Raw genomic sequence first — 25802 nt, 5'->3', positions numbered from 1 at the left:
AGGTTCGCGCGGCTAATGAGAGACTTTATCTCGTGCATGGGATAAGGATTGTCATTAGTCGCGAGGATGTAGTGTGAAGATCAGTGAGTCACCGGCGTGTCGAGTCGTCAATACGATTGCGCGCCTAATCTAAGGAAAAAATTTTGCTGACACCGACTATTCGCAAATTCCAGTATGGCCAGCATACCGTCACCATCGAGACCGGTATGATGGCACGTCAGGCCACTGCTGCCGTCATGGTAAGCATGGATGACACCGCGGTATTCGTTACCGTTGTAGGCCAGAAAAAGGCCAAGCCAGGGCAGAGCTTCTTCCCTCTGACCGTTAACTATCAAGAGCGTACCTACGCGGCAGGCCGTATCCCAGGCAGCTTCTTCCGTCGTGAAGGCCGTCCAAGCGAAGGCGAAACCCTGACCTCGCGTCTGATTGACCGTCCAATCCGCCCACTGTTCCCGGACAACTTCCTGAACGAAGTGCAGGTGATTGCGACCGTGGTTTCGGTCAACCCGCAGGTTAACCCAGACATCGTGGCGATGATCGGTGCTTCTGCCGCCCTGAGCCTGTCCGGTATTCCGTTCAGCGGCCCAATCGGCGCAGCGCGCGTCGGTTACATCAATGACCAGTATGTGCTGAACCCAACCACCGACGAGCTGAAAGAAAGCCGTCTGGATCTGGTGGTTGCCGGTACCGCAGGCGCGGTACTGATGGTTGAATCCGAAGCTGACGTTCTGAGCGAAGATCAGATGTTGGGCGCGGTGGTATTCGGCCACGATCAGCAGCAGGTTGTGATTGAAAACATCAATTCCCTGGTTGCCGAAGCCGGCAAACCGAAGTGGGATTGGCAGGCTCCAGCGGTTAACGAGACGCTGCATGCTCGCGTAGCGGAACTGGCTGAAGGCCGCCTGGGTGACGCTTATCACATCACCGAAAAACAGCAGCGTTACGCTCAGGTCGATGCGATTAAAGAAGACGTGATCGCCGCATTGCTGGCGCAGGACGAAACCCTGGACGCTGGCGAAATCCAGGACATCCTGGGCAGCGTCGAGAAAAACGTAGTGCGTAGCCGCGTACTGCGTGGCGAGCCGCGCATCGACGGCCGCGAAAAAGACATGATTCGTGGTCTGGACGTGCGCACCGGCGTACTGCCGCGCACCCATGGTTCCGCGCTGTTCACCCGTGGCGAAACTCAGGCGCTGGTGACCGCGACTCTGGGTACCGCACGTGACGCGCAGAATCTGGACGAGCTGATGGGCGAAAAAACCGACAGCTTCCTGTTCCACTACAACTTCCCTCCATACTCCGTGGGTGAAACCGGTATGGTGGGTTCGCCTAAGCGTCGTGAAATCGGTCACGGTCGCCTGGCGAAACGCGGCGTATTGGCTATGATGCCTAAACCGGAAGATTTCCCGTACACGGTGCGTGTGGTTTCTGAAATCACCGAATCCAACGGTTCTTCTTCCATGGCTTCGGTCTGTGGCGCCTCTTTGGCGCTGATGGACGCCGGTGTGCCGATCAAGGCTGCCGTTGCCGGTATCGCCATGGGTCTGGTGAAAGAGCAGGACAACTTTGTGGTACTGTCCGACATTCTGGGTGACGAAGATCACCTGGGTGACATGGACTTTAAAGTTGCCGGTAGCCGTGATGGCATCACCGCGCTGCAAATGGACATTAAAATTGAAGGCATCACCCGCGAAATCATGCAGGTGGCACTGAACCAGGCCAAGGGCGCGCGTCTGCACATCCTGGGCGTTATGGAACAGGCTATCAGCACCCCGCGTGGCGATATCTCTCAGTTTGCACCACGCATCCACACCATCAAGATCAATCCGGACAAGATCAAAGATGTGATCGGTAAAGGCGGCTCAGTCATCCGTGCGCTGACTGAAGAGACTGGCACTACCATCGAAATCGAAGATGATGGTACAGTTAAAATCGCTGCTACCGACGGTGAAAAGGCCAAGTTCGCCATTCGCCGCATCGAAGAGATCACCGCAGAGATCGAAGTAGGCCGCGTGTACCAGGGCAAAGTGACCCGTATCGTTGACTTCGGCGCCTTCGTGGCGATCGGCGGCGGTAAAGAAGGTCTGGTTCACATTTCACAAATCGCTGACAAGCGCGTTGAGAAAGTGACCGACTATCTGCAGATGGGTCAGGAAGTGCCGGTCAAGGTGCTGGAAGTCGATCGCCAGGGCCGTGTGCGTCTGAGCATCAAGGAAGCTACCGCGCCTGAAACGGATGCTCCTGCTGCACCAGAAGCAGAATAACTGTAAAGCAGTTTTGACAGCTCCCCGCCCTGGGGTTGGGAGCTGTTCGTATCGCGCGGGTAGGAAGCCCGCGTTTTAGCAAGCGGAGGACAGGACGTTCATCCAATGTTTGTCTTCGGGAGTGGGAAATGAAGCCTTTCTTACGCTGGTGTTACGTTGCGACAGCGCTCATGCTGGCAGGATGCAGCAACAATGATTGGCGTAAAGATGACGTTCTGGCTATCCCGTTGCAGCCTACGTTGCAGCAGGAAGTGATCCTGGCGCGCATGGAACAAATACTTGCCAGTCGGGCACTGACGGACGATGAGCGCGCGCAGCTTTTATATGAGCGCGGTGTGCTGTATGATAGTCTTGGGTTACGTGCACTGGCGCGCAATGACTTTTCACAAGCGCTGGCGATACGTCCCGATATGCCGGAAGTTTTCAACTACCTGGGCATTTACTTAACGCAGGCAGGCAATTTTGATGCTGCCTATGAAGCGTTTGATTCTGTACTAGAGCTTGATCCAACTTACAATTACGCGCGTTTAAACCGGGGCATCGCACTGTATTATGGCGGCCGCTTCCCGTTGGCGCAGGATGATCTGCTGGCGTTTTATCAAGACGACCCAAATGATCCCTTCCGTTCGTTGTGGCTGTATCTTGTGGAACGAGAAATCGATCCCAAGAAGGCTGACGTAGCGCTTCAACAGCGTTACGACAAAGCGGACCGAGGGCAATGGGGATGGAAAATTGTCGAATTCTACCTGGGCAAGATCAGCGAAAAAACGCTGATGGAAAGCCTCAAGGCGGATGCAACGGATAACACTTCGCTCGCTGAGCATCTCAGTGAAACTGACTTCTATTTGGGTAAACACTACCTGAGTCTGGGGGACAAGGACACCGCTTCGGCGCTGTTCAAACTGACGGTGGCTAACAACGTTCATAACTTTGTTGAGCACCGCTATGCATTGTTGGAATTGGCGCTTTTGGGCCAAGAACAAGACGACCTATCGGAATCGGACCAGCAATAGCTGACGAACATCTTACAGCCTGATAGACCTTGGTTTAACCGACCATAGCTATCGCCTTCACGGGTGAGGGCTTTTTTGTTCGTTTTATAATCTAATTTGAGCCGGTTCACACTTTTCAATGAAAATGACTGAAAATTTTCTCGACGAGTTATGTAGACTGGCTGCCATTATTAATGAGGCACGTGTACATGACTACTGAGCTTGAAACCTCTTTTGCTGACCTGGGGCTGTCTGCTCCTATCATTTCCGCCCTGACCGATCTGGGCTATGAAAAACCGTCACCGATCCAGGCAGAGTGTATTCCTCACCTGTTGAACGGTCGCGATGTGCTGGGTATGGCACAAACCGGTAGCGGTAAAACTGCGGCGTTCTCGCTGCCACTGCTGCATAACCTTGACGCTTCCCTGAAGGCACCACAGATTCTGGTGCTGGCTCCGACCCGTGAACTGGCGGTTCAGGTTGCCGAAGCGATGACCGATTTCTCCAAACACATGAACGGCGTTAACGTTGTGGCCCTGTACGGCGGCCAGCGTTACGACGTGCAGCTGCGCGCCCTGCGCCAGGGTCCACAAATCGTAGTGGGTACCCCAGGCCGTCTGCTGGACCACCTGAAACGCGGCACCCTGAACCTCTCCAACCTGAGTGGCCTGGTGCTGGATGAAGCCGACGAAATGCTGCGCATGGGCTTTATCGAAGACGTAGAAACCATCATGGCGGAAATCCCGGCTGAACATCAGACCGCGCTGTTCTCCGCTACCATGCCGGAAGCGATTCGTCGCATTACCCGCCGCTTTATGAAAGAGCCGCAGGAAGTGCGCATTCAATCCAGCATCACTACCCGTCCTGACATCAGCCAGAGCTACTGGACTGCGCAGGGCATGCGTAAAAACGAAGCGCTGGTGCGTTTCCTGGAAGCAGAAGACTTTGATGCAGCCATCATCTTCGTGCGTACCAAAAACGCCACGCTGGAAGTGGCCGAAGCGCTGGAGCGCAGCGGTTACAGCAGCGCCGCGCTGAATGGCGACATGAACCAGGCGCTGCGTGAGCAGACCCTGGAGCGTTTGAAAGACGGTCGTCTGGATATCCTGATTGCTACCGACGTTGCGGCCCGTGGTCTGGACGTTGAGCGCATCAGCCTGGTAGTCAACTACGATATCCCGATGGATTCCGAGTCTTACGTTCACCGTATCGGCCGTACCGGTCGTGCGGGCCGCGCTGGCCGCGCGCTGCTGTTTGTGGAAAACCGCGAACGCCGCCTGCTGCGCAACATTGAACGCACCATGAAGCTGACGATCCCTGAAGTTGAGCTGCCGAACGCAGAACTGCTGGGTCAACGCCGTCTGGCCAAGTTCGCCGCTAAAGTCCAGCAGCAGCTGGAAAGCAGCGATCTGGACATGTACCGCGCGTTGCTGGCTAAACTGCAGCCGGAAGAAGAGCTGGACATCGAAACGCTTGCAGCAGCACTGCTTAAGATGGCACAGGGCGAACGCCCACTGATCCTGCCACCGGATCCGGTGTTCAAACCGCGTCAGCGTCGTGAATTCAACGACCGTGACGATCGCGGCGGTGACCGTCGTCGTGATAGCCGTGACGGCGGTGAGCGTCCACAGCGTCGCGAACGTCGTGACGTGGGTGAAATGCAGCTGTACCGCATCGAAGTTGGCCGTGATGACGGCGTGGAAGTGCGTCACATCGTTGGTGCGATCGCCAACGAAGGCGACATCAGCAGCCGTTACATCGGTAACATCAAGCTGTTTGGTACCCACTCCACCATCGAACTGCCAAAAGGCATGCCGGGCGAGATCCTGAATCACTTCACGCGCACCCGCATCCTGAACAAGCCGATGAATATGCAACTGCTGGGCGATGCTCAGCCGCATGAACGTCGTGAGCGTCGCGAAGGCGGTAACGCCGGTGGCGAACGTCGTGGCAACGGTCGTCCTTTCAACGGCGAACGTCGTGAAGGCGCACCGCGTCGTTCTTTTGGCGAGCGTCGTGAAGGCGGCAATGCAGCCGGTGGCGAACGTCGTGGCGGCGGTAACTTCAACCGTGACCGCGCACCGCGCCGTGACGATGCAGCGCCAGCCGCTCCACGCCGTCGTTTCGGTGATGCATAAGCACTGATTTATCGTTCGCATTAAGTCATGATGAAAACCAGCCTTCGGGCTGGTTTTTTTATGTCTGAAAAATAGAGATTGCTGCGGTTAATGGCGTATCATTCATCAGGTTATTATTCATGGATGTGATGTACAGGAGATGCCATGAGCTGGCAGCAATTCCAATCGCAATATCTGGTGCGCTTTTGGGCGCCATTACCGGCGGTGATCGCCGCGGGGATCCTTGCCACCTATTATTTCGGCCTGACCGGCACCTTCTGGGCAGTGACCGGTGAATTTACCCGTTGGGGCGGCCACGTGTTGCAGTGGCTCGGTTTTCACCCGGAACAATGGGGCTACTTCAAGCTTATCGGCCTCGATGGGACGCCGCTACAACGCATCGATGGACGGATGATAATCGGCATGTTCGCCGGTTGCATTGCCGCCGCGCTGTGGGCCAACAATATTAAGCTGCGCCGGCCGCAGCACCGTATTCGTATCGTACAGGCGTTGTTGGGCGGCATCATCGCCGGCTTTGGCGCGCGTTTGGCGATGGGTTGCAACCTTGCCGCCTTCTTTACCGGTATTCCGCAATTTTCGCTGCACGCCTGGTTTTTTGCGCTGGCGACCGCCGTGGGGTCGTACTTCGGCGCCAAATTTACCCTGTTGCCGCTGTTTCGTATCCCGGTGAAATTGCAGAAGGTGCAAGCTGCGGCGCCATTGACGCAGCAACCGCAGCAGGCGCGTCGTCGTTTTCGGCTCGGCATGCTGATATTCCTGCTGGCCGTTGCCTGGTCGCTGTGGACGCTATTTGATGCGCCCAAGCTCGGCATTGCCATGCTGTTTGGTATCGGCTTCGGCCTGCTGATTGAACGCGCGCAGATCTGTTTCACCTCGGCGTTCCGCGATGTGTGGATCACCGGCCGCACCCACATGGCCAAGGCGATTATTCTGGGCATGGCGGTCAGCGCGATAGGCATCTTCAGCTATGTTCAGCTTGGCGTATCGCCCAAAATCATGTGGGCAGGTCCGAACGCGGTGCTGGGGGGACTGCTGTTTGGTTTTGGTATCGTGCTGGCGGGCGGCTGTGAAACCGGCTGGATGTACCGCGCGGTCGAAGGGCAAATCCATTACTGGTGGGTCGGGCTTGGCAATATCATCGGTGCAACGCTACTGGCCTATTATTGGGACGATCTGGCTCCGGCATTGGCCACCAACTATGACAAAGTCAATCTGCTGGACACCTTCGGCCCGCTTGGCGGCCTGCTGGTAACCTACCTGCTGCTGGCGTTGGCGTTCGTCGCCATGCTGTGGTGGGAAAAACGCTTTTTCCGTGCCAGACCGCAGGCGCAGGTAGGCAATTTGAGGAATATGTCATGAAACAATCTACCATAGTGCCGGATTACCGGTTGGACATGCTGGGCGAACCCTGCCCCTATCCGGCGGTCGCCACCTTGGAGGCAATGCCACAACTCAAGCCGGGCGAGGTGCTGGAAGTGATCAGCGACTGTCCGCAGTCGATCAACAATATCCCGATCGACGCGCGCAATCATGGTTATCAGGTGTTGGATATTCAGCAGGACGGGCCCACCATTCGCTATCTTATCCAACGCTGAAAACAGGGCGCCGTGCGGCGCCCGATGGTTTAGCTCTTGCGCAGATCGTCTTTGACCGATGATACAATCTCGAACGAACGCAGACGTGCCTGATGATCGAAGATCTGGCCGTTAACCATGATTTCGTCGGCTTCGGTTTCCCGCAGCAGCGTTTGCAGGCCGTGGCGTACGGTAGTTTCATTGCCAATAATCGACATGCTCAGCGCCTGTTCAACGCCGTATTGTTCGCCGGCGGTCCACAGTGCATGAATATTGTCGACCGGTGCCGGCAATGGGCCAGGCGAGCCGCGGCGCAGATTGATGAACTGTTGCTGCATCGAGGTAAACAGGAAGCGTGCATCATTGTCACTGTCGGCGGCCACTACGTTGACGCATACCATGGCATGCGGCTGTGGCCAGCGTTCGGATGGCTGATAATTTTCACGGTACAGCTTCAAGGCCTGGAACAGCATGTCTGGCGCAAAGTGGGAGGCAAAGGCGAACGGCAGCCCCAGCTTGGCCGCCAGTTGCGCACTGTACAGGCTGGATCCCAACAGCCAGATTGGCACATGCAGGCCTTGTCCTGGCACCGCCTGTACCGCCTGGCCCGGCTGCACTTCGCCAAAGTAATGTTGCAGCTCCTGCACGTCGCGCGGGAAGTTGTCCACTTCCCCCGACAGGTGACGGCGCAGCGCCATCATGGTGCGTTGATCGGTACCGGGCGCGCGGCCCAGCCCCAGATCGATGCGCCCGGGATACAGCGATTCCAGCGTGCCAAACTGCTCGGCGATCACCAGCGGCGCATGGTTTGGCAACATCACCCCGCCAGAACCGAGGCGGATGCTGTGCGTGCCGGCGGCCAGGTAGCCCAGCAATACCGAGGTGGCGGCGCTGCCGATGCCGGTCATATTGTGATGCTCCGCTAACCAATAGCGTTGGAAGCCCCACTTTTCAGCATGTTGTGCTAAATCTAAAGAGCTGTGGAAAGCATCGCGCGGTTTGGCACCGGCCGGGATCGGTGAAAGATCCAGTACCGAAAGCGGTACCCGTGTGGTTTCAGTCATGTTATTCGTCCATTGGCTAAAGTGTTATCGCGTAAAGGGCGAGTGCAGCAATCTGCAAGTTAACGTTAAAAGCATAATTCAAATTGCGGTTATAAAAGGGGATATCCGTGCTTGTGATATTCTTGCTACAGAAATGATATGTTAGGAGATTCAACGAATATGGACCGTTACCTTTCCCCCCGCCACGTATCGTTCAGGGAGCCGAGTGCATGAAAAAAAAGACGCTATTTACCCTGTTGCTGGTGGTGATCGTTATCGCCATGGCGGTATTGTTCCGCGCGCATAACCAGTATCTGTTATTGCAGGGTGAAGTAGATGCACCGGAAGTGATCGTGGCTTCCAAGGCCAAAGGGCGGGTGATTGAACGTTTGGTCGAGCGGGGCGACGATGTCAAAACCGGGCAACTGATGATTCAACTAGACAGTCCGGAACTGATGGCGCAACTGCGTTCCGCACAGGCATCGCGTGATGAAGCCAAGGCGCAGCTTGAGCAATCGCTGCACGGTACCCGTGAAGAAAGCATCCGCAATCTGCGCGCCAGTCTGGCGCAAGCGCAGGCCGAACTGCGTAATGCGCAGCGTGATTACGATCGCAATCAGAGCGTGGCCGCCAAAGGATATGTTTCCCGTTCCGAGCTGGATAACTCGCGGCGCGCACGTGATACCGCCTATCAGCAGGTATTGGCGGCCAAGGCCAGTCTGGATGAAGGCATTAACGGCGATCGCATTGAACTGCGGCAGCAATACGCGGCGGCGCTGCGGGCGGCAGAAGAAAACCTGCTGGAAGTGAAGGCGCAAACCGACGATCTGCAGGTCAAAGCGCCGGTGGATGGTGAAGTGGGGCCGATCCCGGCCGAAGTGGGGGAGCTGCTTAACGCCTCCAGCCCGCTGCTGACGCTGATCCGCGTGCCGGACGCCTATTTCGTCTTCAACCTGCGGGAAGATATCCTGGCCCATGTGCGCAAGGGCGATAAAGTGTCGCTGCGCGTGCCGGCGCTGCAAGACAAAACCATCGAGGCCGAAGTGCGTTACATTGCGCCACTGGGAGATTACGCCACCAAACGCGCCACCCGCGCCACCGGCGATTTTGATCTGAAAACCTTTGAGGTGCGTCTGTATCCGGCGCAGCCAGTTGAAGGGTTGCGACCGGGGATGAGCACCTTATGGCAATGGAAAGACTGAGGGCCTGCTGGCGCTGCTTCAGCCACGCGTTTGACAGCGAATGCCGCATTGCTCTGCGCAGCCCGGTCATTCACTGGCTCGGCTGGCTGTTCCCGCTGCTGCTGTTCGGTCTGATCAGCAGCAACTTTTCCGAGGGCACCCTGCTGGACTTGCCGGTGTCGGTGGTCAACAGCGATCACAGCCCGCTGTCGAAGTCGCTGGTGCGCAAGTTGGACGCCGGTTCTCACGCCCATGTCGCGGCCTATGACGGCGGCATGGATGAGTCACTGCGCCGTTTGCGCAGCGCGCAGGATTACGCGCTGCTGTATGCGCCGCCGAATTTTGAAGCCGATGTACTGGCGGGCAGACAGCCGAGCATCGTGCTGTATTACAACGCGTTGTTCTACGGCGCAGGGCTGTATTCCACCCAGGATTTCTCCGGGTTGATAAGCGAAACCAACGGCAACTACCGTTCGATTATTGCCGGTGAAATGGGCAAAACGTTGCCGCCGTTGGCGAACGTCACGCTCAATTACGGCAGTCTGTTCAATGCCAGCGGCAGTTATATTTATTACCAGCAGTTCGCCGCCACCATTCATCTGCTGCAGCTGTTCGTCGTGACCTGCATGATCTATGTTCTGGCGCGCAGTAAATCTCTGCTGAAAGCGCGGCCGTTCAGCCTGGCGCTGTTGGGTAAACTGGCGCCGTATACCCTCTGTTTCACCACGTTGCTGATGGTGGAAATCGCCGCGCTGGTGGGGATTTTCGACGCGCGCGTCAGCGGCAACCCGCTGTTTATGCTGTTGATCGGTTTCTTTTACGTGATTGCTGCTCAGAGCGTCGGCTTGCTGCTGTATACCTTTACCGGCAGCGCCATCACCGCCTACAGCCTGATCGGTATCCTGGTCAGTATCGCGCTGACCTTTTCGGGGATGGCGGTGCCGGAGCTGTCAATGCCGTTGCCGGCGCGGATTATCTCCAACATCGAGCCCCTGACCCATGCGCTGTATGCCATGTTTGACGTATTCCTGCGCCAGGTGCCGGCGCGGGCGATTTTCGGCGTGTGCGCCCTGTTGCTGGTTTATCCGTTGGTGACGGCATTGCTGGTGCGTAACCGGCTGTTGAAACGACTGGCGAAACAGGAGAGTGCGGCATGAAAAGTTTCTGGCAGACCTTTAGCCGGGTGCTGATCGGCATGCTGGAACGGCCGATGTGGCTGATGCTGGTGTTGTCGCTGTGCATCATGAGTATGGTTTACGCCAACCGCACGGTGTGGGATTTGCCGGTGGCGGTGGTCGATCAGGATCACAGCACTGCCAGCCGCCAACTGATCCGCCAACTGGATGCCACCTCAAAAATCGCCATCAAGATCTATGACAATCTGGACGAAGCCAAGCGCGATCTGGGCTGGCGCGAACTGTTTGCCATCATCATCATGCCGGTGGATCTCGAAAAGAAAATTCTGCACGGGGAAAGCCTGGTTATTCCGGTATTCGGTGATGCCACCAACCGGTTGGCCAATGGACAGATTCAACAGGACGTGGTTGCCGCTTATCAGCAGTTGCTCAATGAATACAATACCGAGCTGCTGCTGCGAAACGGCTTTAGCGAACGGCAGGCCAAGGTGGTACTGACGCCGATACAGGGCCAGACGCTGGATCTGTTTAACCCCGGTATCAGCTTTGCGGCGATTATCTTCCCTGGCCTGCTGGTGATGCTGTTACAGCACTCGTTGCTGATAGCCAGCGTGCGCGTCAGCATCGCGCTGAAAAGCGCACCGGGCGGCAAGCCTTCGCTGCCGGTGTATCTTGGTGGACTGTCTGCATTGCTGCCGATCTGGCTGTTCTTGTCGATCGTGCTGTTTGTCTTGTGGCCGTGGGTGCTGGGATACCGCCAGGCGGCGGCGATCCCGGAAATACTGCTGCTGACGTTCCCCTTCCTGCTGGCGGTGTTAGGGCTGGGCAAGCTGGTGACCGAATGTCTGCGCAGCGTGGAAATGATTTACCTGACGCTGTCGTTTATCACCACGCCGGTGTTTTATCTTTCCGGCACCATTTGGCCGCTACAGGCGATGCCGGGCTGGGTGCGCGCCATTTCGTCAATGATTCCCTCTACCTGGGCGACCAAAGCGATAGCCGGCGTGAACCAGATGGGCCTGCCGCTACGTGACGTGTGGGGCGACGTGGCGATGTTGCTGCTGTTGGGGGCGCTGTATACCGCCATAGGCATTGCCGTCGGCTTGATGCGCAACAGCGTGGCGCTGCGCAACCTGTTCCATAAACGACGAGCCTAGGCGTGGGTATTTTAACGATCGCCCATGGCACCCTTTTTTATGGCGCCTAGATAACCGATTGATTTTAAAGCGCACAAATATAGGGGGCCAAAAAAGGGTTTTAATCAGGAAATTGCCCCTTATGCTTTAAAAACAAAAAGCTGGCGGATTTTCGTAACGGTTCACTGCCGTACAGGCAGCTTAGAAAGTCGGCCTCGACGTCGCCGTCGGTGTAGCCATGTTCACTGCCGTACAGGCAGCTTAGAAAATGCTGCGGCAATTACGGTGTGCTTGTCCAAGGTTCACTGCCGTACAGGCAGCTTAGAAATTAAACCGCCAGATCTTCGACGGAGTGTCGCAGTTCACTGCCGTACAGGCAGCTTAGAAATGTTTATTAACGGCGTGTACCAGACCCAAACCGTTCACTGCCGTACAGGCAGCTTAGAAAAATTAACTCGCCAACGTCGATCCAGCGTGGAGGTTCACTGCCGTACAGGCAGCTTAGAAAGATCGCCAACAATGCGATAACGAATGAATGCTGTTCACTGCCGTACAGGCAGCTTAGAAAAACACAGGAAACATCGTTGATAGCGGTGATCGGTTCACTGCCGTACAGGCAGCTTAGAAATGACCGAATATTTATCCTCGGCGACTACACCGGTTCACTGCCGTACAGACAGCTTAGAAAAGAAGCTATTGCCGCATTTGCTCCGTCTTCTCGTTCACTGCCGTACAGGCAGCTTAGAAAAAATCCTAAAGTGGCACCGCCTGAGTTCATCTGTTCACTGCCGTACAGGCAGCTTATAAATTAACCGGTGCCGCCCGCTGAACAAAAACGGCGAGGCAATGCTTGCGCGCAGCCTGCAAGCATTGCCAGATACCGTCATGAACCGCTTACTCCACCAGCTCCAGCCCGGCGACGCGCCGCCAGTAACCGTTGCACTCGGCATCATTGGTCAACGTCAGCGGGGCATCGCCTCGCTGGTTGGCACGGAAGCGCTCGAGCATCGCCAGCGTGTCTACCCCCTGCGGCGACAGGCGTACGATGTCTACCAACCCCTGCATGCCATGCAGTTCGTTGCCCAGGTTATAGCAATAGCCGCTCATGGTCTGGATGCCGTTCAGCACGAATACCTGCTGATTCTCCTGCGATCGCATACTGCGACCCTGCGGATATTTGATGCAGCAGGTTTCGCACTCATCCTTGCCACGGTTTTCTGAGCGGGCGGTGAAGCAACGCGCCGAATAGGCCAGCGGCAGATAGCCGTAGCTCAGCACTTCGACCTCAAACTGCCGCCGAAAACCCAGGGTTTCACACTGCGCCAGCAGATTGACCAGCCAGTCGCGCGACAGTTCGACCGGCATACACCAGCGCGTCATACCCTGCTTATGCAGCAGGCGCAGCGTGTAGGCGTTATAACAATTGAGCGCGTGGCCGGCGACAAACGGCAAGCCGCGTTCTGCCGCCATATTTACCGTGCCAAGATCGTTGGCCTCAATCAGAAAATCGCCGTTTTCGACATAGCGTTTCAGCTCGTTGAGCTCGGAGGGAGCCTGCAACAGCGCCAGCGTGCTGAGCACTACCTGCTTGCCAGATTGGGCGATGGCCTGCGCCAGCGCCAGCCAGTCAGCGACTTTCAGCTCCCGCCGTTTGGTACAGACGCTTTCGCCCAGGTAAATAATATCGGCGCTGCTGTTGACCGCCTGCTGGTAAAACGCTTCAACGTGGTTTTTTGGCCAGTAGTAGAGTACCGGCCCCAATGCATATTTCATGGTTACTCCTGCTACTGCCATTTGCGGTGATAGGCGCCAAGCGTGGTCTGCGACCCTTCGGACATCGCGCCGAGCGTCTCCATCCAGGCGCTGTCGGCCCGATAGCCGGCCGGATCGGCGATGCAGCGGTCAATCGCCTGACGCCAGACGTGCGCCACCTGGCTGACGTATGCCGGGCTACGCTGGCGGCCTTCGATCTTCACCGAGGCGATATTGGCGGCCAGCAGCTCTGGCAACAACTCCAGGGTATTGAGGCTGGTGGGTTCTTCCAGGGCGTGATAGCGCACGTCGTCCACCAGATAACGGCCTTTGCACAGTGTTGGGTAACCGGCGTTTTCGCCGTCCTGATAGCGGTCGATCAGCACATCGTTCAGCCGCGACTCCATGCCCTGCGGCGTTTGCTGCCAACGTACAAAGCGCGCGGGCGAGCAGGCGCCGACGGTATTGGGCGATTCCCCGGTCAGGTAAGAGGACAGATAGCAGCGGCCTTCGGCCATGATGCACAGGCTGCCGAAGGCAAACACCTCCAGCGGTACCGGACTGGTGCGCGCCAGCTGTTTAACCTGGTGCATCGACAGCACGCGCGGCAGCACCACGCGATGTACCGCGAAATGGCGTTGATAAAAGCGAATCGCTTCTTCATTGGTGGCCGACGCCTGCACCGAAACGTGGCGTTCAATCTGCGGATAGCGTTCGGCGGCGTATTCCAGCATCGCCAGATCCGCCAGGATCAGCGCGTCGGCACCCAGCTGTGCCGCCATATCGACGGCGCGTTGCCAGCGGGCAAAACCGTCCGGATGCGCGAAGGTGTTTATCGCGATGTGCAGCTTGCGGCGGTGCTGATGTACGTAATCTGCCGCCTGTTGCAGTTTTTTTTCGGTAAAATTGAGCCCGGCAAAGTGTCGCGCGTTGGTGTCGTCTTTCAGGCCGATGTACACGGCGTCAGCGCCGTTATCGACCGCAGCCTTCAGGGCCGGCAAATTACCGGCGGGACAAAGCAGTTCCATGGTTTTATCCTGCTCCAGCGGGTTTTACGCCGTGATGATGGTCGCCGTACGGTGTTTTCCGGCGGCAGTTTTTGTTATCGGGTGGACGATTTTAGTAAAGCTGCGGTTAACAGGTTTTGATTTGAGGCAGTTTCTGGCGTATTGATAGGCGGTGTGACGCGCGCTGAATTGCACTATTTGTTGATGTAGACCGCTGAAGCTGGGCACCGTTGTGGCAAAATGACCGCAAACCGAGTTGAAAGGAGTGGATGACCGTGTTGGAAAAACTACGAGCACGCATTGTGCGTCAAGGGCCGTCGTTCTTGCGCGTACCGTTAAAACTCACGCCGTTTGCTCTGCAACGCCAACTGTTGCAACAGGTGCTGGGCTGGCAGTTCCGTCAGGCGCTCGAGGACGGCGATCTGGCATTCCTCGAATCGCGCTGGTTGAAGATCGAAGTGCGCGATCTGGCGCTACACTGGTTTATGACGGTCGAAAGCGACCGGCTGGTTGTCAGCCAGCACGCGCAGGCAGATGTCAGTTTCAGCGGTGATGCCAACGATCTGGTGCTGATCGCGGCACGCAAACAGGATCCTGACACGCTGTTTTTCCAGCGTCGGCTGCGGATAGAAGGGGACACCGAATTGGGCCTGTATGTAAAAAATCTGATGGACGCCATCGAACTGGACACGATGCCGGCGCCGCTGCGCACGGGCTTGTTACAGTTGGCGGACTTTATCGAAGCGGGTATGCAGGAGGGCACGGTGCAGTCTGACCGTGTGATGGCATCATGCTGATACGCGTAGAAATTCCGGTAGACGCCGCTGGCATCGACAATTTGCTGCGCCGCGCGTTCGGCGGCAATGATGAGGCCGAATTGGTGCAGCAACTGCGTGAGGACGGCTTGCTGACCTTGGGGATTGTGGCCACGGACGACGAGGGCGGTGTGGTTGGCTATGCCGCGTTCAGTCCGGTCGAGGTGGCCGGAGAGGATCGGCAGTGGGTTGGCCTGGCGCCGTTGGCGGTGGACGAAAGCCTGCGTCGGCAAGGACTGGGTGAAAAGCTGGTCTACGAAGGGCTGGACGCGTTGAACGAGTTCAGTTACGCCGCGGTGGTAGTGCTGGGAGAACCGGCGTATTACGGCCGCTTTGGCTTCAAAAGAGCTGCCGACTACGACTTGTATTGCCGCTGGCCGGAAACGGAGCAGGCATTTCAGGTGTACCCACTGGCAGAAGACGCGCTGAACGACGTCAACGGCCTGGTTGCCTATGCCGCGCCGTTCAACCGATTTTAACCTGCGGTAGCAGGTGTTCCAACGAGAGGGGCGGGTGCGACACCAGCCTCTCTTTTTGCTTTTTGCTCAGTTGCTTAACCCGATATTCCAGGCGCAGCGCCAGCGACCGATCCCCCGCCGGGCAGTGGAATGCCAACGTCAGTTCCCCCTTGCCGCGTAGCGACTTTGCCCCCTTGCCGGCCTGATGCTGCGCCAAACGCCGCTGTACATCGGTGGTGATGCCGGTATACAGCATGCCGTTGGGCAGGCGCAGCATATACAGATGCCAGGTTGTGGCCTGGCTACTGACGGCGTCTTGTGGCATGCGGTTACTCCCCGCCGAGTTCGTGCCGCCCGTCACCCCGGAAAGGGCCATGGGCGACCGAATCCCTGACGATAAGCTGCGAGCTAAAAAGCGTGTCTTTTGACAAATAGCCGCCGTCGAGCATGGCAATCAGCCGATTGATCACTTCGTTGATCATGTCGCTCACCGGGTCTTTAACGCTGGTCAAGGCCGGCGTCAGATAAGGCGCGGTAGGAATATTATCGAAGCCAATAACAGACACCTGGCCCGGTACGGCAATGCCCCGCTCGGTCAGTTGTTTGATGGCGCCAATCGCCATGTCGTCGTTACTGGCCAGCAAGGCGCTAAACGGGATGCTGTCGTTAAGCAGATTGGCTACCGCCGCGGCACCACAGGCCGGCGTCCATTTACCCTTGATGATGCGCCGATCCTGCAAGGGAATATTGAACCGGGCCAGAGCCTCTTTGTAACCCGATAAACGCTCGATGGCAGTCGGAGAATCCAGCGAACCGGTAACAAAGGCGATATCGCGGTGGCCCTGCTCGATCAGGTATTTGGTGGCGTTAAAACTGGCACCTTTGTGATCGCAACAAACGCAGTGGCTCTGGTTCTTTCTCAGCCGGCGGTTAGCCACCATGATCGGTTGCTTAACCTGCTCGATAATCTTGTCCATCACGTCGATGGTTAAGAAACGCGGATAGAGGATCACCGCATCGCATTGTAAATCCAGCAAAAACTGGATCGCCTCCTGCTCTTCTTCGGCGCTGTGCTTGCCGTCGACCAGAATCAGCTGCCGGCCATTATCTTCCAGCTTTTGTGCCGCCTGGGACAGTAGTTCGCTGAAATAACTGCCGTTATACAGAGTATTGGTGACCACCAGGCCAATGCATTGCGACTTATTGGTCGCCAGATTTCGGGCCAGCAAATTAGGGCGGTAACCTGCCGCTGCTATGGCTTTATATACCTGATCCCGGGTGGCCTCGCTGACGTATCCTTTACCGGACAGCACGCGTGAAACCGTGGCCTTTGAGACGCCTGCTTTGCGGGCGACTTCCTGCATGGTTGACATGGCGTTTTCCTGGCTTGCTGACGTGCCCCATATTCTACACATTCCGCCGCGCCTGAGCAGAGCATCGCGCAGATTATTGCGCGCGGCGTATGTTGATCAACTTCTCAAATCAGATAAAAATAAAAAATATAAATTGATATTCGCATGCAATATTATCAGTCTCGTGTGAAACCGGTTACTTATTTGTGAGAGTTATCCTCATGGCAAAGAATTATGCGGCGGTATCACGATCGATAGTGGAAGCAGTTGGGGGTGCGAGCAATATTGCGGCAGTGACGCATTGCATGACGCGCTTACGTTTTGTGCTTAACGATGACAGCGTTGTCGATACTGCCGGTTTGAAGGCGATCGCCGGCGTGTTGGGTGTGGTGAGAAGCGAAAACCAGTGTCAGGTGATCATCGGCAATACGGTTTCACAGGCCTATGCCGAGGTGGTGAAGTTATTGCCCGACCAGGCAGTGGCGCAGCAACCTGCGCCGCCAAAAGGTAAAATCACCCTGAAACGCATCGGCGCCGGTATTCTGGATGCGTTGATTGGCACCATGTCACCGCTGATCCCGGCGATTATCGGTGGATCAATGGTGAAGTTGCTCGCCATGATCCTGGATATGACCGGCGTATTCAGCCCTGGCTCTTCAACCTTGATCGTGCTGAACGTGATCGGTGACGGGGCATTCTTCTTCCTGCCGGTGATGGTGGCCGCTTCTGCCGCGATAAAATTCAAAACCAACATGTCATTGGCCATCGCCATTGCCGGGGTGCTGGTGCATCCCTCTTTTATCGATTTAATGGCCAAGGCAGCTCAGGGCCAACAGGTGGAATTTATCGGCTTATCAATCACCGCGGTAAAATACACCTACACGGTCATTCCGGCGCTGTGCATGACCTGGCTGCTGTCATACATTGAAAAATGGGTCGATCGCATTACGCCGGCGGTGACGAAAAACTTCCTCAAACCGATGCTGATCGTGCTGATTGCGGCTCCGATCGCCATCCTGCTGATTGGCCCGCTGGGTATCTGGATCGGCAGCGGTATTTCTGCGTTGGTCTACACCATCCATAACTATCTGGGGTGGTTATCGGTCGCCATTATGGGCGGTCTCTGGCCGTTGCTGGTAATGACCGGCATGCATCGCGTGTTTACGCCAACCATTATTCAGACCATCGCGGAAACCGGCAAAGAAGGCATGGTGATGCCGTCAGAAATTGGCGCCAATCTTTCGCTGGGCGGTTCATCGCTGGCGGTGGCCTGGCGCACCAAAAACCCGGAACTGCGGCAGACGGCGCTGGCTGCCGCGGCGTCGGCTATCGTGGCCGGTATTTCAGAACCTGCGCTGTACGGCGTGGCGGTCCGCTTGAAGCGCCCGCTGGTGGCGGCGCTAATCAGTGGTTTTGTCTGCGGCGGGGTGGCCGGGATTGCCGGATTGGCCAGCCATTCGATGGCGTCACCGGGCCTGTTCACCAGCGTGCAATTCTTTGACCCTGGCAATCCGATGACCATTGTCTGGGTGTTTGGCGTGATGGTCCTGGCGGTAGTGCTGTCGTTTATTCTTACGCTGCTGCTGGGGTTTGAAGATATTCCCGTTGAGCAGGAGGCGCAAAGTGAAAAAGCCGCCACCGCGCCGGCACTCTCGGTATGACCATGATGAAAATACATAATCAACAAGAGGTGTAGTATGCCAGCATCTGTTTTCCCCGCAGACTTTTTATGGGGTGGTGCGTTAGCTGCCAACCAGGCCGAGGGCGCCTATCGTGAAGGCGGCAAAGGGCTGAGCACGGTCGACATGATCCCTCACGGCGCTCATCGGCTAGCGGTAAAACTGGGGCAGGAAAAGCGTTTCACGCTGCGCGAGGATGAATTCTATCCCAGCCATGTAGGCATCGACTTTTATCATCGCTATAAAGAGGATATCGCGATGATGGCGGAAATGGGGTTTAGCGTATTCCGCACCTCGATCGCCTGGAGTCGACTGTTTCCGCGTGGGGATGAAACGCAGCCCAATGCGCAAGGCATCGCCTTTTATCGCGATGTATTCAGCGAATGCCAAAAGCACGGTATCGAACCGTTGGTGACGCTGTGCCATTTTGACGTGCCGATGCATCTGGTGCGGGAATACGGATCGTGGCGTAATCGTAAAATGGTGGAGTTCTTCACCCACTATGCCCGCAGCTGTTTTGAAGCGTTTGATGGCCTGGTAAAGTATTGGCTAACCTTTAATGAAATCAACATCTTGCTGCACAGTCCGTTCTCTGGTGCCGGGCTGGTGTTCGAGGACGGCGAGAATCAGGAGCAGGTGAAATATCAGGCGGCTCACCATGAGTTATTGGCGAGCGCGCTGGCGACTAAAATTGCCCATGAGGTCAATCCGCACAATCAGGTAGGCTGCATGCTGGCCGGCGGCAGTTTTTATCCCTGGTCGTGCAAGCCGGAAGATGTCTGGGCGGCGCTGGAAAAAGACCGCGAAAACCTGTTCTTCATCGATGTGCAGGCGCGTGGGGCTTATCCCGCCTATACGCAACGGCTGTTGCGGGAAAAGGGCGTGACGCTCGAGATGGAACCCGGTGACAGCGAGATCCTTAAAAACAGCGTCGATTTCGTTTCCTTTAGCTACTACGCTTCACGCTGCGCCTCGGCCGAAATGAACGAGCACAACAGCAGCGCCGCCAACGTGGTCAAATCGCTGAAGAATCCGCATATTCTCGCCAGCGAATGGGGCTGGGGCATCGATCCACTCGGCCTGCGCATCACCATGAACATGATGTATGACCGCTATCAAAAACCGCTGTTCCTGGTAGAAAACGGTTTGGGCGCAAAAGATGAGTTCAATCAGCAGGGTGAAATTGACGACGACTACCGTATCAGCTATTTGCGCGAGCATATCAAAGCGATGGCCGACGCCATTGAAGACGGTGTGCCGGTGATGGGGTATACCTCTTGGGGCTGTATCGATCTGGTTTCCGCCTCCACCGGAGAAATGAGCAAACGCTATGGCTTTGTCCATGTCGATCGCGACGACCAGGGCAACGGCACGCTGGCGCGCACCAGAAAAAAATCGTTCTACTGGTACCAAAAAGTCATCGCCAGTAACGGTGCGGATCTAGCCTAATTACCCCGGCACGAACGCAGCAATGGGCGCCGTTGCGCCCATTTTTTAACGCCGGCGGTTATCGGCCTTTCTTGCCCCTCTCTTTGACCCTATTTTTGCGTCTTGGTGTAACCCATTGATTAATAGCAGGCTTGCCTGCCAGATTAAAAAAAGGGTTTTTTGCATGGAAACGCTGATGTTGTTTTAAAATCATACGGCTAGCGCTATGCTGCAACGGTTCACTGCCGTACAGGCAGCTTAGAAAAGACATTCCCAGCCGTTCATGCCGGCTGTCTTGTTCACTGCCGTACAGGCAGCTTAGAAAGTGCGTCGCCGCGGCTTCGAACTGATCGCGCTGTTCACTGCCGTACAGGCAGCTTAGAAAAGCGCCAACAACAGCCGCTAGCGCCAACAGGAGTTCACTGCCGTACAGGCAGCTTAGAAAAATATCCGATGTGTAGCCTGCGAGCGCTCTGAGTTCACTGCCGTACAGGCAGCTTAGAAACAGATTAACCTGCATATCAACTCCCCGGGTGGGTTCACTGCCGTACAGGCAGCTTAGAAATTGACGGCGATAAGAAGGCCACGGTAGCTGGCGTTCACTGCCGTACAGGCAGCTTAGAAAATAGCCAAGCGTCAGGCTGCCGTAGTGTCAAAGTTCACTGCCGTACAGGCAGCTTAGAAAATCATAACGGCAAACCCACGCAATGACTGGATGTTCACTGCCGTACAGGCAGCTTAGAAAAACAATGCAAGGATAAAAAAAATACCGTGAGTGTTCACTGCCGTACAGGCAGCTTAGAAAGGCAAAGCCAACTTCAGTGAAGATATTCAGGTGTTCACTGCCGTACAGGCAGCTTAGAAAGGTGCGAATCTTGTTAATAACTTGCTGGAAATGTTCACTGCCGTACAGGCAGCTTAGAAAAATGATGGCGCCGTCGTCTATGCGCAATGAGCATTCACTGCCGTACAGGCAGCTTAGAAAAGACAAACGCTACAGGAGAAGGTAGATGGCAAGTTCACTGCCGTACAGGCAGCTTAGAAACTACATCCCTGCATCGAAAACAGCAGATTTCAGTTCACTGCCGTACAGGCAGCTTAGAAATAAAATCGAGGGTGAGGGTAGGAGGGGTTTCCGTTCACTGCCGTACAGGCAGCTTAGAAAGACGCAGGATACGCGGGTTATCATCGCTGCTGGTTCACTGCCGTACAGGCAGCTTAGAAAACCGAAACGAGGCCGGGTATTCAGTTCTGGCAGTTCACTGCCGTACAGGCAGCCCAAATAATTCTGTCGTAATGTGACCATTGTCATGGACTATTCAATGCTCAACAGGCAATTTAGACGATCTTTGCATGGTAAATAGCACGGTCTCGAACCTAAGTTTTTAGCGTTTTTATGGTAGTTTTATACCATCCGTTGTGATGTTGGTTATGCCTCAAAACTACTTAGCATTATGCTAATAACCCTGGGGAACAGTTGGCTGAATATTTCAGCCTGATCACCACTGCCATTAAAAAATCCCAACAATAAAGAATCTCATTAATTTTTATTGCAACTTAAATAATTTCACATGGATTGAATAGAAATAATGGCAAACTCGCTTACGCCTTCAGAGCTAAAAACAATATTGCATTCCAAACGTGCTAATTTGTATTACCTGCAATATTGCCGAGTTTTGGTCAATGGCGGGCGAGTGGAATATGTTACGGATGAAGGTAAGCAGTCCCTGTACTGGAATATCCCCATCGCCAACACGACGGTAGTGATGTTGGGAACCGGTACGTCGATAACCCAGGCAGCGATGCGGGAACTTGCCAAAGCGGGCGTACTGGTTGGCTTTTGTGGCGGTGGCGGAACACCGCTGTATGCATGTAATGAGGTAGAAGTCGCCGTTTCCTGGTTAACGTCACAAAGTGAATACCGCCCCACTGAATATCTTCAGCATTGGGTGAGCTTTTGGTTCGATGATGTGCAACGACTTGCCGCCGCGCTGGCCTTCCAACGTGTGCGTATCCAGCAAATTCAAAAGCACTGGCTTGGCCCAACGATGCAGCGCGAAACCGGCTTCACCATTGATGAAAACCGCCTGCTGCAACTGCTCTCAAACTATGAAAAGCGTTTAGTCGACTGCCGTAGCAGTAGCGATCTCCTGGCGCAAGAAGCCGTGATGACCAAGGCATTGTATAAATTAGCGGCGAACGCCAGCGGTTATGGTGAATTTACTCGAGCGAAACGTGGCGGCGGCGTGGACGTCGCCAATCGTTTCCTCGACCATGGCAACTATCTGGCTTATGGACTGGCAGCGGTGGCAACCTGGGTTATTGGCTTGCCGCACGGCTTGGCGGTATTACATGGCAAAACACGTCGTGGTGGGTTGGTGTTTGATGTTGCTGATTTGATCAAGGACGCATTAATCCTTCCTCAGGCGTTTATTGCGGCAATGAACGGAGAAGATGAACAGGAATTCCGCCAGCGTTGCCTTAACGGTTTTCAAAAAGCGGATGCATTGGATCTGATGATTGAGGCTTTACAAAATACCGCCGTACAACTCAGCCAGGTAACGCAATGAATATCATGTTGGTGGCGCAATGTAATAAGCGCGCGTTGATAGAAACACGGCGTATTCTGGATCAGTTTGCCGAACGCAGAGGTGAACGAACCTGGCAGACGGCGATTACGTTGGAAGGCTTAAACACTTTAAGAAAATTATTGCGTAAAAGCGCGCGACGTAATACTGCGGTGGCTTGCCATTGGATTAAAGGTGCGAATCAAACGCAATTGCTGTGGATCGTCGGTAACCAGCGCGCTTTTAATCGGCAAGGTGCGGTGCCCACTAATTCTACTGGGCGAGATATCCTGCGTAATGATAGAGAGAATCAATGGCATAGCGTTGAGTGTATCAGCTTGTTAGCCGCTATTGCCGGGTTGTTTCATGATTTTGGCAAAGCTAATGCATTATTTCAGCAAAGTCTGGCTGGGCAAGGAAAACGCTATCAGCCGTATCGACACGAGTGGATATCATTGCGTTTATTCCAGGCCTGGATCAACGGACGTGACGATCGCCAATGGCTGACGGCACTTGGTGATATTAGTGCAGGTGATGAAAGCCAGATGATGGCTAATTTGGTCAGGGATTCGTGCGATCGTTTTGTAAATCCTTTCGTGACGTTACCCCCATTGGCAACGACCGTCGCTTGGCTGATTGTTTCGCATCATCGCTTGCCAACCTATCTCGGCGATAATACTGGCCAACCGGCGCTGGCTTATATGGGCAACTGGCTTACTCTGCAACTTACCGCAGAGTGGAATTCGCTCAATCATACTTTTGCTGATTGGACGCCAGAAGAAAGGCAGGCGGTTTGGACTTTTCCGCAGGGAACGCCGATGCGTAGCCAAATATGGTGTGCTAAAGCCCGCAAGTTTGCACGCCGTACTTTGCAACTCCCCTCGTTAAATGACATTGGCATGCTAGACCAGCGATTTACCAGCCATATGGCCCGTTTGGTACTGATGCTCGCAGACCATCATTACTCATCATTACCTGCAACGCCAGGTTGGCAAGATGATAACTATGGCGCGTATGCCAATACCGATCGTCAAACTGGGGAATATAAGCAGAAGCTGGACGAACACACCATCGGCGTCGGGCAAAATGCGCTGTTATTGGGGCGCAGCTTACCGTATATCCGCAACACCTTACCGGCAATTACCCGGCACAAGGGCTTTAAACGCCGTAGTGAGAATGCCAGGTTTCGCTGGCAGGACCAAGCGTTTGATATTGCCAGTGCAGTGCGCGAGCGTACTGTTCAGCAGGGGTTCTTTGGCGTGAATATGGCGTCTACTGGCTGCGGCAAGACCTTCGCCAATGCGCGAATCATGTATGCGCTAGCCGATGAAAAACTGGGATGTCGTTTCTCCGTGGCGCTGGGGCTACGTACCCTGACGTTACAAACCGGGGATGCGTTGCGGGAAAAACTTACCTTACAAGACGATGACCTGGCGGTGATGATTGGTTCACAAGCGGTGACGCAGCTGCATCAACTGCATCACGATGCAAAAATCCCCCGTGGTACCGGTAGCGCGTCGGCGGACGAGCTGTTTGCCGAGCACCAGTACGTCAGCTATGAGGGGGGCCTGGACGACGGTCGTCTCAGCCGCTGGCTGAAAAATAGCGACAAGCTTAATAAGTTACTTAGCGCTCCGGTACTGGTCACCACCATCGATCACCTGATTGGCGCAACGGAAGGGCTGCGTGGCGGCAAACAAATCGCCCCGATGCTGCGTTTATTGACGGCCGATTTGGTCTTGGACGAACCCGATGATTTCGATATCGCAGATTTGCCGGCGCTGTGTCGTTTGGTGAATTGGGCCGGTATGCTGGGGTCGCGTGTCTTACTGTCTTCGGCTACCTTGCCACCGGCATTGGTACAGGCGTTGTTTAATGCTTATCGTGCCGGGCGAGCAGACTATCAGCAGGTCTGCGGGTTGCCTGGGGCTGCGGTAAATGTATGTTGCGCGTGGTTTGACGAAAATGATGCGATACAACAGGATATTAGCGAGGCAAAAGCCTTTAGGCAGGTGCATGAGCGTTTTGTCGCGCGGCGCGTAGAAAAGCTGCAGTCTGGCGAAGTGCTTCGCCGCGCTCGGTTAATTCCGCTGGTAGCGCCCAGCCGGCAAAAAAAAGACGTTCTGGATAGCGTTGCAGCCACCCTGTTTACCGCCATGCAGCAGTTACATAATGCTCATCATCAGCGGCACATCAATGGCAAAACGGTATCGCTTGGCGTGGTGCGTATGGCGAATATCGATCCACTGGTCGCCGTGGCCTTGCGTCTGCTCAATACGCCAGCTCCGCCGGGTATGCGCATTCATTATTGCATCTATCACAGCCAGCATCCGTTAGCCATGCGCTCCCATATTGAGCAACGCCTAGACCAAACGCTGACGCGTTACGATAACGAGGCGCTATGGCAAATCCCTGAAATCAAAAGCGCACTGACCCAGCATGCGGAACTACATCATCTTTTTGTGGTGTTGGCTACCTCAGTGGCAGAGGTCGGCCGCGATCATGATTATGACTGGGCGATTGCCGAACCCAGTTCTATGCGTTCGCTGATCCAACTGGCGGGACGTATTCAACGTCACCGACAACAGCCTTGTAGCTCGCCAAATCTGTACGTTTTGCAGCAGAACATTAAAGCGTTGGAAGGCGCAGCGGTGGCTTATCACAAGCCGGGTTTTGAATCGGTTACGTACACGCTCCGCAGTCACGATCTCGCTGAAATCCTCTTGCCTGCGCAATATGAAGTCATTACGGCGATCCCGCGGGTACAAGAGCGTTTGCCTCCGCGGCCAAAAGATAATTTTGTGGATTTGGAACACGTCAGTTTGCGCACGGTATTACAAGGCGCGAAAGAGCAACGGGCGTATTACGCCGCTTTGTGGTGGCGTGAACAGGGGACGTGGAGCGGCGAACAGCAGCGTATTTCCCCCTTCAGACAGTCAGAGTCAGAGCTAGAGAAACAGCATTATCTGTGGATCGCTGACGAAGGAGATACGCCAAAGTTCATGTCCCCAGACAGGTTACCGGGCGAGTGGAAACAAAGCAGCGGCTTTCTTGAGTGGCAGCCGGTACTGGCCCCCGGGGTCAGCGCCTGGATAGACGCCGATTATCAGACGGTTTATATGCGCTTATCCGAGCAGATGGAGATGGAGTTAAGTGAGGTTAGCCAGAAGTTTGGCGAAATGAACCTACGAAAAAAACAGGAAGGAGCGTGGCGTTATCACCCACTGTTAGGTGTGTTTGGCGCACTCGAATGAGTAATGATTACAGATATTTGGGAGGT

The 25802-nt window shown here is 55.3% G+C and carries 20 protein-coding genes and 2 CRISPR repeat arrays; of the genes, 15 read left to right on the top strand and 5 right to left on the bottom strand.

The window, feature by feature from the left end; genetic code table 11:
* Nucleotides 1-143: 143 nt before the first annotated feature.
* From pnp to yedF, 6 genes are all read left to right on the top strand, one after another.
* Nucleotides 144-2264: a polyribonucleotide nucleotidyltransferase gene (pnp, locus tag NYE85_RS02175; protein ID WP_259002678.1), complete on the top strand. Its 2121-nt coding sequence runs from the start codon at nucleotides 144-146 to the stop codon at nucleotides 2262-2264.
* Between the two features lie 128 nt (nucleotides 2265-2392).
* A complete protein-coding gene (gene nlpI / locus NYE85_RS02170; protein ID WP_004955899.1) occupies nucleotides 2393-3277 on the top strand; it encodes a lipoprotein NlpI in 885 nt (294 codons plus the stop codon).
* A gap of 118 nt (nucleotides 3278-3395) precedes the next feature.
* Complete coding sequence (gene yrbN, locus NYE85_RS22775) at nucleotides 3396-3476, top strand: protein YrbN (protein WP_096335046.1); 81 nt, start codon at nucleotides 3396-3398, stop codon at nucleotides 3474-3476.
* Entirely contained in the window at nucleotides 3466-5394 is a 1929-nt protein-coding gene (locus NYE85_RS02165) for a DEAD/DEAH family ATP-dependent RNA helicase (protein ID WP_259002677.1), read from the top strand. The genes yrbN and NYE85_RS02165 overlap by 11 nt, the downstream gene beginning before the upstream one ends.
* Before the next feature lie 144 nt (nucleotides 5395-5538).
* On the top strand, nucleotides 5539-6753 hold the full coding sequence (yedE, locus tag NYE85_RS02160) for a selenium metabolism membrane protein YedE/FdhT (protein ID WP_259002676.1): 1215 nt from the start codon (nucleotides 5539-5541) through the stop codon (nucleotides 6751-6753).
* Nucleotides 6750-6989, top strand: coding sequence for a sulfurtransferase-like selenium metabolism protein YedF (yedF, locus tag NYE85_RS02155; RefSeq protein WP_259002675.1), 240 nt, complete (start codon nucleotides 6750-6752; stop codon nucleotides 6987-6989). The genes yedE and yedF overlap by 4 nt, the downstream gene beginning before the upstream one ends.
* Nucleotides 6990-7018: 29 nt before the next feature.
* On the opposite strand, the gene NYE85_RS02150 is transcribed toward yedF, so the two are convergent.
* The gene (locus NYE85_RS02150; RefSeq protein ID WP_259002674.1) at nucleotides 7019-8032 is read right to left on the bottom strand and encodes a luciferase-like monooxygenase; all 1014 of its coding nucleotides are present in this window, start codon (nucleotides 8030-8032) and stop codon (nucleotides 7019-7021) included.
* Nucleotides 8033-8241: 209 nt separating this feature from the next.
* Between NYE85_RS02150 and NYE85_RS02145 the strand changes: the two genes are divergently transcribed.
* From NYE85_RS02145 to NYE85_RS02135, 3 genes are read left to right on the top strand one after another with little or no spacing between them, the layout of a single operon-like run.
* Entirely contained in the window at nucleotides 8242-9213 is a 972-nt protein-coding gene (locus NYE85_RS02145) for an HlyD family secretion protein (RefSeq protein ID WP_259002673.1), read from the top strand.
* Nucleotides 9195-10349, top strand: a complete 1155-nt coding sequence (locus tag NYE85_RS02140) for an ABC transporter permease (protein WP_259002672.1) — start codon at nucleotides 9195-9197, stop codon at nucleotides 10347-10349. Before NYE85_RS02145 ends, NYE85_RS02140 begins: the two co-directional genes overlap by 19 nt.
* A complete protein-coding gene (locus tag NYE85_RS02135) occupies nucleotides 10346-11485 on the top strand; it encodes an ABC transporter permease (protein WP_259002671.1) in 1140 nt (379 codons plus the stop codon). Before NYE85_RS02140 ends, NYE85_RS02135 begins: the two co-directional genes overlap by 4 nt.
* Nucleotides 11486-11644: 159 nt before the next feature.
* A CRISPR array of direct repeats spans nucleotides 11645-12272; the repeat unit is 28 nt; unit sequence GTTCACTGCCGTACAGGCAGCTTAGAAA.
* An 86-nt stretch (nucleotides 12273-12358) separates the two neighbouring features.
* Here NYE85_RS02135 and NYE85_RS02130 read toward each other — a convergent pair.
* Nucleotides 12359-13237, bottom strand: a complete 879-nt coding sequence (locus tag NYE85_RS02130) for a U32 family peptidase (RefSeq protein WP_259002670.1) — start codon at nucleotides 13235-13237, stop codon at nucleotides 12359-12361.
* A gap of 11 nt (nucleotides 13238-13248) precedes the next feature.
* Complete coding sequence (locus NYE85_RS02125; protein WP_259002669.1) at nucleotides 13249-14244, bottom strand: peptidase U32 family protein; 996 nt, start codon at nucleotides 14242-14244, stop codon at nucleotides 13249-13251.
* A 254-nt stretch (nucleotides 14245-14498) separates the two neighbouring features.
* Here NYE85_RS02125 and NYE85_RS02120 point away from each other — a divergent pair, with 254 nt between their 5' ends.
* Together NYE85_RS02120 and NYE85_RS02115 are read left to right on the top strand one after the other, a co-directional pair.
* Complete coding sequence (locus tag NYE85_RS02120; protein WP_259002668.1) at nucleotides 14499-15020, top strand: SCP2 domain-containing protein; 522 nt, start codon at nucleotides 14499-14501, stop codon at nucleotides 15018-15020.
* The gene (locus NYE85_RS02115) at nucleotides 15014-15517 is read left to right on the top strand and encodes a GNAT family N-acetyltransferase (protein WP_259002667.1); all 504 of its coding nucleotides are present in this window, start codon (nucleotides 15014-15016) and stop codon (nucleotides 15515-15517) included. Before NYE85_RS02120 ends, NYE85_RS02115 begins: the two co-directional genes overlap by 7 nt.
* On the opposite strand, the gene NYE85_RS02110 is transcribed toward NYE85_RS02115, so the two are convergent.
* The gene (locus NYE85_RS02110; RefSeq protein ID WP_259002666.1) at nucleotides 15504-15821 is read right to left on the bottom strand and encodes a GIY-YIG nuclease family protein; all 318 of its coding nucleotides are present in this window, start codon (nucleotides 15819-15821) and stop codon (nucleotides 15504-15506) included. The two genes, NYE85_RS02115 and NYE85_RS02110, sit on opposite strands and share 14 nt — an antisense overlap.
* A gap of 4 nt (nucleotides 15822-15825) precedes the next feature.
* Nucleotides 15826-16869 (bottom strand): LacI family DNA-binding transcriptional regulator, encoded by a 1044-nt coding sequence (locus NYE85_RS02105; RefSeq protein ID WP_259002665.1) that lies wholly within the window; start codon nucleotides 16867-16869, stop codon nucleotides 15826-15828.
* Nucleotides 16870-17069: 200 nt separating this feature from the next.
* Here NYE85_RS02105 and ascF point away from each other — a divergent pair, with 200 nt between their 5' ends.
* From ascF to cas3f, 4 genes are all read left to right on the top strand, one after another.
* Nucleotides 17070-18509, top strand: a complete 1440-nt coding sequence (gene ascF, locus NYE85_RS02100; protein WP_259002664.1) for a PTS cellobiose/arbutin/salicin transporter subunit IIBC — start codon at nucleotides 17070-17072, stop codon at nucleotides 18507-18509.
* A 36-nt stretch (nucleotides 18510-18545) separates the two neighbouring features.
* Nucleotides 18546-19976 carry a 6-phospho-beta-glucosidase gene (locus tag NYE85_RS02095; protein WP_259002663.1) on the top strand — a complete coding sequence of 477 codons (1431 nt, stop codon included), beginning with the start codon at nucleotides 18546-18548 and terminating at the stop codon, nucleotides 19974-19976.
* A gap of 216 nt (nucleotides 19977-20192) precedes the next feature.
* Nucleotides 20193-21240: direct repeats of the CRISPR family, unit length 28 nt; unit sequence GTTCACTGCCGTACAGGCAGCTTAGAAA.
* A gap of 304 nt (nucleotides 21241-21544) precedes the next feature.
* Nucleotides 21545-22525: a type I-F CRISPR-associated endonuclease Cas1f gene (gene cas1f / locus NYE85_RS02090; RefSeq protein ID WP_259002662.1), complete on the top strand. Its 981-nt coding sequence runs from the start codon at nucleotides 21545-21547 to the stop codon at nucleotides 22523-22525.
* On the top strand, nucleotides 22522-25776 hold the full coding sequence (gene cas3f, locus NYE85_RS02085; protein WP_259002661.1) for a type I-F CRISPR-associated helicase Cas3f: 3255 nt from the start codon (nucleotides 22522-22524) through the stop codon (nucleotides 25774-25776). Before cas1f ends, cas3f begins: the two co-directional genes overlap by 4 nt.
* Nucleotides 25777-25802: the final 26 nt, after the last annotated feature.

This window comes from Serratia sp. AKBS12, from assembly GCF_024793895.1.
Classification (GTDB): Bacteria; Pseudomonadota; Gammaproteobacteria; order Enterobacterales; family Enterobacteriaceae; genus Serratia_F.
This window is presented reverse-complemented; position numbering and strand designations above follow the sequence as displayed.

Excerpts from the sequence above, each read along its gene's own strand:
- yrbN (WP_096335046.1), top strand. The coding sequence starts at position 3,396 with ATGAAAATGACTGAAAATTTTCTCGACGAGTTATGTAGACTGGCTGCC.
- ascF (WP_259002664.1), top strand. The coding sequence starts at position 17,070 with ATGGCAAAGAATTATGCGGCGGTATCACGATCGATAGTGGAAGCAGTT.
- cas3f (WP_259002661.1), top strand. The coding sequence starts at position 22,522 with ATGAATATCATGTTGGTGGCGCAATGTAATAAGCGCGCGTTGATAGAA.
- yedE (WP_259002676.1), top strand. The coding sequence starts at position 5,539 with ATGAGCTGGCAGCAATTCCAATCGCAATATCTGGTGCGCTTTTGGGCG.
- NYE85_RS02140 (WP_259002672.1), top strand. The coding sequence starts at position 9,195 with ATGGCAATGGAAAGACTGAGGGCCTGCTGGCGCTGCTTCAGCCACGCG.
- NYE85_RS02125 (WP_259002669.1), bottom strand. The coding sequence starts at position 14,244 with ATGGAACTGCTTTGTCCCGCCGGTAATTTGCCGGCCCTGAAGGCTGCG.
- NYE85_RS02165 (WP_259002677.1), top strand. The coding sequence starts at position 3,466 with ATGACTACTGAGCTTGAAACCTCTTTTGCTGACCTGGGGCTGTCTGCT.
- cas1f (WP_259002662.1), top strand. The coding sequence starts at position 21,545 with ATGGCAAACTCGCTTACGCCTTCAGAGCTAAAAACAATATTGCATTCC.
- yedF (WP_259002675.1), top strand. The coding sequence starts at position 6,750 with ATGAAACAATCTACCATAGTGCCGGATTACCGGTTGGACATGCTGGGC.
- nlpI (WP_004955899.1), top strand. The coding sequence starts at position 2,393 with ATGAAGCCTTTCTTACGCTGGTGTTACGTTGCGACAGCGCTCATGCTG.
- NYE85_RS02105 (WP_259002665.1), bottom strand. The coding sequence starts at position 16,869 with ATGTCAACCATGCAGGAAGTCGCCCGCAAAGCAGGCGTCTCAAAGGCC.
- NYE85_RS02150 (WP_259002674.1), bottom strand. The coding sequence starts at position 8,032 with ATGACTGAAACCACACGGGTACCGCTTTCGGTACTGGATCTTTCACCG.
- NYE85_RS02115 (WP_259002667.1), top strand. The coding sequence starts at position 15,014 with ATGCTGATACGCGTAGAAATTCCGGTAGACGCCGCTGGCATCGACAAT.
- NYE85_RS02130 (WP_259002670.1), bottom strand. The coding sequence starts at position 13,237 with ATGAAATATGCATTGGGGCCGGTACTCTACTACTGGCCAAAAAACCAC.
- NYE85_RS02110 (WP_259002666.1), bottom strand. The coding sequence starts at position 15,821 with ATGCCACAAGACGCCGTCAGTAGCCAGGCCACAACCTGGCATCTGTAT.
- NYE85_RS02095 (WP_259002663.1), top strand. The coding sequence starts at position 18,546 with ATGCCAGCATCTGTTTTCCCCGCAGACTTTTTATGGGGTGGTGCGTTA.
- NYE85_RS02135 (WP_259002671.1), top strand. The coding sequence starts at position 10,346 with ATGAAAAGTTTCTGGCAGACCTTTAGCCGGGTGCTGATCGGCATGCTG.
- NYE85_RS02145 (WP_259002673.1), top strand. The coding sequence starts at position 8,242 with ATGAAAAAAAAGACGCTATTTACCCTGTTGCTGGTGGTGATCGTTATC.